Source organism: Pseudoalteromonas sp. SR45-5, assembly GCF_014163565.1.
GTDB classification, from domain to species: Bacteria; Pseudomonadota; Gammaproteobacteria; order Enterobacterales; family Alteromonadaceae; genus Pseudoalteromonas; species Pseudoalteromonas distincta.
Genome location: NZ_JACJDN010000153.1, coordinates 1 through 7,232 on the forward strand (window position 1 = coordinate 1; position 7,232 = coordinate 7,232).

7 protein-coding genes are annotated in these 7,232 nt (G+C 39.2%); 6 read left to right on the plus strand and 1 reads right to left on the minus strand.

Going from position 1 to position 7,232, the window contains the following annotated elements:
• Positions 1-4 precede the first annotated feature (4 nt).
• The gene (gene glnE, locus H5072_RS07875; RefSeq protein WP_182693188.1) at positions 5-2,800 is read right to left on the minus strand and encodes a bifunctional [glutamate--ammonia ligase]-adenylyl-L-tyrosine phosphorylase/[glutamate--ammonia-ligase] adenylyltransferase; all 2,796 of its coding nucleotides are present in this window, start codon (positions 2,798-2,800) and stop codon (positions 5-7) included.
• Positions 2,801-2,877: 77 nt separating this feature from the next.
• Here glnE and H5072_RS07880 point away from each other — a divergent pair, with 77 nt between their 5' ends.
• The 6 genes from H5072_RS07880 to ruvX form a co-directional block, all read left to right on the plus strand.
• Positions 2,878-3,771 (plus strand): hypothetical protein, encoded by an 894-nt coding sequence (locus tag H5072_RS07880; protein ID WP_002961952.1) that lies wholly within the window; start codon positions 2,878-2,880, stop codon positions 3,769-3,771.
• Positions 3,772-3,836: 65 nt separating this feature from the next.
• Positions 3,837-4,337 carry a hypothetical protein gene (locus H5072_RS07885; protein WP_082007357.1) on the plus strand — a complete coding sequence of 167 codons (501 nt, stop codon included), beginning with the start codon at positions 3,837-3,839 and terminating at the stop codon, positions 4,335-4,337.
• A gap of 68 nt (positions 4,338-4,405) precedes the next feature.
• Complete coding sequence (rsmE, locus tag H5072_RS07890) at positions 4,406-5,140, plus strand: 16S rRNA (uracil(1498)-N(3))-methyltransferase (RefSeq protein WP_002961950.1); 735 nt, start codon at positions 4,406-4,408, stop codon at positions 5,138-5,140.
• Between the two features lie 54 nt (positions 5,141-5,194).
• Positions 5,195-6,145: a glutathione synthase gene (gene gshB, locus H5072_RS07895; RefSeq protein ID WP_154903711.1), complete on the plus strand. Its 951-nt coding sequence runs from the start codon at positions 5,195-5,197 to the stop codon at positions 6,143-6,145.
• Positions 6,146-6,260: 115 nt separating this feature from the next.
• Entirely contained in the window at positions 6,261-6,818 is a 558-nt protein-coding gene (locus tag H5072_RS07900; RefSeq protein ID WP_002961948.1) for a YqgE/AlgH family protein, read from the plus strand.
• A gap of 37 nt (positions 6,819-6,855) precedes the next feature.
• A partial coding sequence (ruvX, locus tag H5072_RS07905) for a Holliday junction resolvase RuvX (RefSeq protein WP_182693189.1) occupies positions 6,856-7,232 on the plus strand: 377 nt, incomplete at its 3' end.

Genomic DNA, 7,232 nt, shown 5'->3' on the forward strand with positions numbered 1-7,232 from the left:
CAATTCAATTCAATTCAAAAATACTATTCCAAATATTAGTTACGTTAGTAATATCTTGTAAAAACGTTTCTCGCGGGATCAATTTGCCTTTTTGCTCCAAGCTCAACACGTGATAACACGAGCGATAATCAATATACGCTTTTATCAACTGCTGCTTTTGCTCTTTAGTAATACAACCTATATTTGCCGCATCCGTTAATATCCTTACGTTATCTGAGTAAACTGTAAGCTGTTCAAACTCGTTTGCCTGTTTAAGTACTAAATATTGCGTAATAAACTCAATATCAGCCATGCCACCAACATCTTGTTTTAAATCAAATTTCTCAGCATTTCCCTTCGCTAGATGGTCGCGCATTTTTTCGCGCATTTTTATTACATCAGCTTTTAGCACGGTATCATCGCGTTGCTGGCAAAGTATATTTTTACGAATTTGTGAAAAACGATCTATCAGATCGTTTTGACCTAAAATTAATCGAGCCCGAACAAGTGCTTGATGCTCCCACGTCCATGCTTGAGTTTGCTGATAGTGATTAAAGCTCTCTAAATTGATAGCCAATAAACCAGAGGCTCCTTCAGGACGTAATCGTGTATCAAGCTCGTATAAAATGCCCGATGCAGTACGGGTATTAAATAAATGCATTAGGCGCTGAGCGAGCTTTAAATAAAACTGGCGAGAATCTATCGGTTTTTCACCATTAGTTAAGCTTGAGCCATCATGATTATGCACAAACACCAAATCTAGATCTGAGTCGTACCCGACTTCTAAGCCACCTGTTTTACCATATGCAATAACAGCAAAACCTTTATTTTCATCATCTGTGCCAGGGGGCATACCAAAGCGCTTAACAGTGTTATGCCATGCAATATTAACAGCTTGGTCAACAATCGCCTCTGCCAGTACGGTTAAATGATCGCTTACTTTCATTACGTCAAGAACACCGGTTGCATCGGCGGCAGCAATTCGTAATTGATGCGTTTGCTTAAATTGCCTAAGCGACTCCATTTGCAGTTCTAAATCGTCATGCTCTATTCGTAAAAAATACTGTCTTATTTCATCTTTATACGCTGTGAGCGGGGTTGGCTTATAAAGAACTGCGGGGTCTATTAGTTCATCAAGTAATATGGGGTAGCGAGAAATATGCTCCCCTATCCATTTGCTATGACAACACAGTAAAACAAGTTGCTTTAATGCACCTTGGTTTTCGTAAAGCAATTCTAAATAGGCAGTACGCGAAATTATCTTATTAAAAATTTGGCAAACCATTGTGAAAGCTGCTGCACTGGCATTAAAGTCATTTAATTGATTTAGTAAAACAGGCATTAACTTATCAAGAGTGTCACGCCCTCGGTTACCTATATTTACCTTAGACAGCCTTAATTTAAAATCGTTAAGGGGTGCTTGCCATTCATCTCTGGCCTCTTTTAAAAAGCTCACATCACCATGATCCCAAGCACTAATAAATGCGCCTTCACAGGTATCAAGTGGCACGGTTTCCTCGCCAATCACAAGTGCAAACTCACCGTTAACTTGTTTCATCACCTTTTCTATAGTGTTTAAAGTGGCAGAAAAATCAGCTTGTTCTAATAATAAATTTAAGCGCTGCTGATTCAATTCATCATCGGGGAGTGTTTGCGTTTGCTGATCGTCAAATATTTGAAGGTACTGCTCAACTTTACGTAAATAAAGGTAATTGCGCCTCAGCTCGCTTGCTTCTTGCTCATCTATAACTTGGTTAAGTGCCAACTCATTTAATGCTTTGAGTAAAGATTGGGTTTGTAAATTAGCCTCTCGCCCACCTCTTACCATTTGCAGGGCTTGCACTATAAATTCAACTTCACGAATACCACCAGCGCCTAGTTTTATATTATTAGTTAAGCGTTTACGGCGAACCTCTTGTGCAATCATTAACTTCATTTTACGCAAGGATTCAATCACCGAAAAATCAATATACCGGCGGTAAACAAACGGCTTTAAAAGCTTAATAAATTCATCCCAATACTTATTAGGAGTGCCAATTAAGCGCCCTTTTAACATGGCGTAGCGTTCCCAGTCGCGCCCTTGTTCTTGGTAGTAATCTTCAATGGCATTAAAGCTCATAACCAAAGGGCCGCTTTCGCCAAACGGGCGTAGGCGCATATCAACTCTAAATACTTGCCCATCACCGGTGGCTTGGTTAAGTGCTGCAATCAGTTTTTGTGCAACTTTGGTATAAAACACTTGGGCCTCAAGGCTTCTGCGGCCACCTTGGGTTTTTGTGCTGCGCGGATACGCAAAAATAAGATCAATATCAGAGGAATAATTTAGCTCCTGTCCGCCAAGCTTCCCCATCCCCAATACCATTAGCGGCATTGCTTGGTTTTGCCCATCAAGCGGTTCACCATTTACTTTTGCCACCTGTGCATGCGCCCATTGGTTGGCGCTATTAATTAGCATGTCAGCCAGTTGGCTTATATAATTAATACTATCGGCAATGGGGTTATTACAGCATAAATCTAAAAAGGCGACTTTAAGCCAGTACTTTTCACGATATTGACGAAGTACTTTATGGCACTGTGCTTCATCAAGGTCAGCTAAATTCAGGTTTTTAAAAGGAGAGTCTATTACTCTATTTTGTATTTCGTCTTTGCATAATAGCCAGGTATTTAAATCAGGTTGTGACTCTAAACTGCGCCAAGCAAAGTCGCTTAATGCTAATAACCTTACAACTTCACTTTGTTTACTTTGCTGCGGGTATAACTGTTCAAAGCGCATCAAGCCAAGTTTTTGTAATTGAATAGGAAGTTGCTTTACGTTACTCATCAATCCTCTCTTTTATATCATCAATAACCGTACTAGAATGATTAAAACCTAGAAAGGTTAACTTAATTAGGATCACCATGTCATATTTGTCTTTATCTAACACTAGTTTTATTGCGATTGCCATTAGTTTTGCGGTTATTTGCATAACTATTTTTTGTTTACGAGTTGTCACTCAAATCAAAGCAAAACAAGCGCTTAAAGATGAGTTAGCGCAACACGACAACTTTGCCATGGGTATTAGTTTTGCATCTGAAATATCGGTTGTTATAGCCACTATAGCCTTTTTATTTGACGAAATAAGCGTAAGCACTGCACAGTCAAACCCGTTAAAAGTGTTAATTATTATTGTTCTCTTATTCACTTTTATAAAAGTGGGCCATTTAATTCACAGAAAATGGATACTCCACAGATTTAATGAAGAAGCTGCCATACTAAAACAAAATGTATGTGCTGCATTGGTAGACTCAGGAATGTTAATCGCTAACTGTATTATTGCTCTGGGCTTGTACACGTGGACGCACACCCAAGGGTTTAGCAACTTACTTATTGCTTGCGTTAGCTTTTTTACACTTCAGGGGATGTTTGCACTTGATAGCAAAATACGAGAACACCGTTTTGCAAAAGCAAATCAAGGTGCGTCACTACAAAGTAACTTTAACCTAGAAAATACATCTATTGGTATAAGATATGCTGGAAAATCAATTGGCTTAGCGTTGGCTGTATATGCTGGTTTATCTAGCGCAGCATTTCAAAACGGTAAAATGGTTGAAAACATATTTACACTTGTAATGCATTGCGGTGTAATGTGGATACTACTTTACGGCTTAACGTATGTGATAAAAGTTATCTCTTTACCAAATATTGATACGGCTCTTGAAATAGACCATCAAGATAATATTGGGGTAGCATGCATAGAATTTGCTGTTTTTTGTGCTATAGGTTATTTACTTATTAGTATGTTTTCTCTTTAGACCTTTTTTACTGAAAATACAGCAATTAAAACGTCTGCATTTAAGTAATAATGGTAATTACTTAGATGCAACAAGGTCCTAGCTCTATGCCGCCTGAAATAACGAACTATTTGTTAATTGACATAGACAACGAATTTAGCCGCGCATTTGCCGAATACTATGTAAATAGTAATGGCATAACAAAAGCGAGTACACTTATTGCTGCAGGCAGTAATACCCGCCAATTAGTAAAAATGATGTTTGACGAGCTTATTAAAGACTACAGTTATTGCGATCTTGAAAACGAAATAAGCGTTTCTGAGTTAATTAATTATTTAAAAGATCATCACGATTTACACGGAGTCCTTTTCAATAGCACCGATTATTTACTCGCAAGTGATAAGCAGCGCTTTATTTATAACTCCTTACATGAAGAACGCTTTTTAATAAATCTTGATGATACAGGCTATACACTCAGCCGGGTTACCGACGAGACGTTAACGGAACCTTCGCAAAATCATCACGATATAGCACACACCCCACAAGATTTAATAGATCTCGCCGAACAACTTAATAAAAATAAATAATTGCGCACAGCCCCCAGCTTACTTACCATAGCAATATATATTTTACGCTATGTAGTAAGTGACGCCCTATGCGAGTTCCTCATATTTATCAAACATCGAGTATTGCCCTAAACACCCCTGTAACTTTAGATGACGATGCTGCAGGGCATATTGGCAGAGTGCTGCGCATGAAAGTAGGCGAGCATGTATCTATTTTTAATGGCGAAGGTGGCGAATACCTTAGTGAAATAATTGAGGTAACAAAAAAAACAGTCGTCGTAATGCCATTAGAACTTAACCCTCACGATGTAGAATCTCCACTTAAAATTCATTTAGGTCAATGTGTATCTCGTGGTGATAAGATGGATTTTACAATTCAAAAGTCAGTTGAACTAGGTATTACCGAAATCACCCCTATTTTTAGTCAGCGCTGTGGTGTGAAACTAATGGGCGATCGTCTTGAGAAAAAACACCAACAATGGCAAAAAATTGCAATTGCTGCGGCTGAGCAGTCAGGGCGTAATTTTGTTCCAATTATTCACCCACCTATAGATTTAAAACAATGGCTTGCACAACAAACCGATGCAATTAAGCTCACTCTTCACCCTCGTGCTGAGCACAGCATTAAAACCATTACGGTACCTAAAGATGGCGTACGCTTTTTAGTAGGCCCAGAAGGTGGCTTTACCGACGATGAAATGGCACTAACCAAACAACTAGAGTTTGTAGATATTCGCTTAGGCCCGCGCGTTTTACGAACGGAAACAGCCGCTTTAACGGTCTTAAGTGCATTACAACTTCAATTTGGCGATTTAGCTAATTGAAATAACTAAAAGCACCCTCATATAAACAGTAACATTTATAGTAAGGCACAGCGCATGGCAATTAAGTTAGGTATTATTTCAGATCCTATTAGTGGATTTAACATCAAAAAAGACACCGGTTTTGCAATGATGATGCAAGCGCAAGAACGTGGCTACGAAATTTATTATATGGAGATGGACGATTTATCTCTTCGTAAAGGCAAGTCGTACGCTACAGCGTCTAAAGCGCAAGTGTTTAATAATGCAGAAAAATGGTATGAGCTTGAAGAAAAAGCCACTATAGCCCTTGCCGATCTTGACGTAATTTTAATGCGTAAAGACCCTCCTTTTGATACTGAATACATTTACGCGACGTATATTTTAGAACGTGCTGAACAAGAAGGTACGTTAATAATTAACAAGCCACAAAGCCTTCGCGATGCTAACGAAAAGCTGTTTACAGCATGGTTTAGCGAGCATACGCCAGACACACTTGTTACACGTAGCCAAAAACAAATTCGTGAATTTTTAGCACAGCATAAAGACATTATTTTAAAGCCGCTTGATGGCATGGGTGGCGCATCGATTTTTCGCATCAGAGAAGACGATGCCAACATTGGTGTAATTTGTGAAACGTTAACCGAGCACGGCAGCCGCTTCGCAATGGTGCAAAATTACATTCCAGAGATCAAACAAGGCGATAAGCGCGTACTAGTAGTTGATGGCGAGGTTATTCCATATTGTTTAGCGCGTATACCACAAAATGGTGAAACACGCGGTAATTTGGCTGCAGGCGGTCGAGGTGAAGCCCGTCCACTTAGCGAATCAGATTTAAAAATAGCGCAAGCTGTTGCACCAACGCTCAAAGAAAAAGGCTTAATATTTGTAGGTTTAGATATTATTGGCGATAAATTAACTGAAATTAACGTAACTGCACCAACGTGCGTACGCGAAATTGAAGCTGCTTATGATATTTCTATCACAGGTATTTTATTTGATGCAATTGAGCGTAAATTAGGTAAGTAATTACCACAATAAAAAGCCCATTAGTTTAAGCCTTTCATGCAATTAATGGGCTTTTTATGTCAATTTAAATAACTATGCCATACTCAAAGTTCATTAACTAAAAAGGGTGAAATCTATGCAGTCATTAGAAAATCATTTTTTAATCGCGATGCCGTCAATGCAAGACCCTTTTTTTAAACGTGCTGTTACCTATATTTGTGAGCACAATGAAGATGGGGCTATGGGCTTGGTAATAAACCAACCTATTGATGTTACTGTTGGCGAACTTTTAGATAAAATAGAAATTGATAACGACAAAACGCAAAACGCAGCAAAAGTAAGTGTGTTTGCAGGTGGGCCCGTTAAAACTGACCGTGGTTTTGTACTGCACTCTCCCCAATCGGGTTATTCAGCAAGTCAAAAACTCAGTAGCGATATTATGATCACTACCTCAAAAGACGTTTTAGCAAACTTAACCACTGCACAAGCACCAGAGCAGTTTATTATTACACTTGGTTATTCAGGGTGGGAGCAAGGACAACTCGAACAAGAGTTACTTGATAACAGCTGGTTGATCATAGAAGCCGATCCGAAGATCATTTTTGATACCCCCGTTGAAAAACGATGGGAAAAAGCAGTTTCAATGTTGGGATTTGATATTAGCCAACTCAGCCCTGAAGCTGGTCACGCATAATAGTAACTAACCCTTAGCAAACTTAAACAAGATACACATGACAAAAAAATCGCTTAAGCCGCAAGGCGAACGCACTGTAATGGGCTTTGACTTTGGCACCAAAAGTATTGGTATTGCTATTGGGCAAGAGTTAACCGGCAGTGCGTCTAGCCTTAAGGCTGTAAAAGCACAAGATGGCATTCCTAACTGGGACCATATCGCCGTACAAGTAGCCGAGTGGCAGCCTGACTTAATGGTTGTTGGTTTACCACTAAATATGGATGGAACATCACAAGAGGTTACCTTTAAAGCAAAAAAGTTTGCCAACAGATTGCATAATCATTATGGCATTCCTGTGCAAACACAGGATGAGCGCTTAACGACAGCGGATGCTAAAGCGCGACTTTTTGAAAGTGGCGGCTATAAAAACTTAGG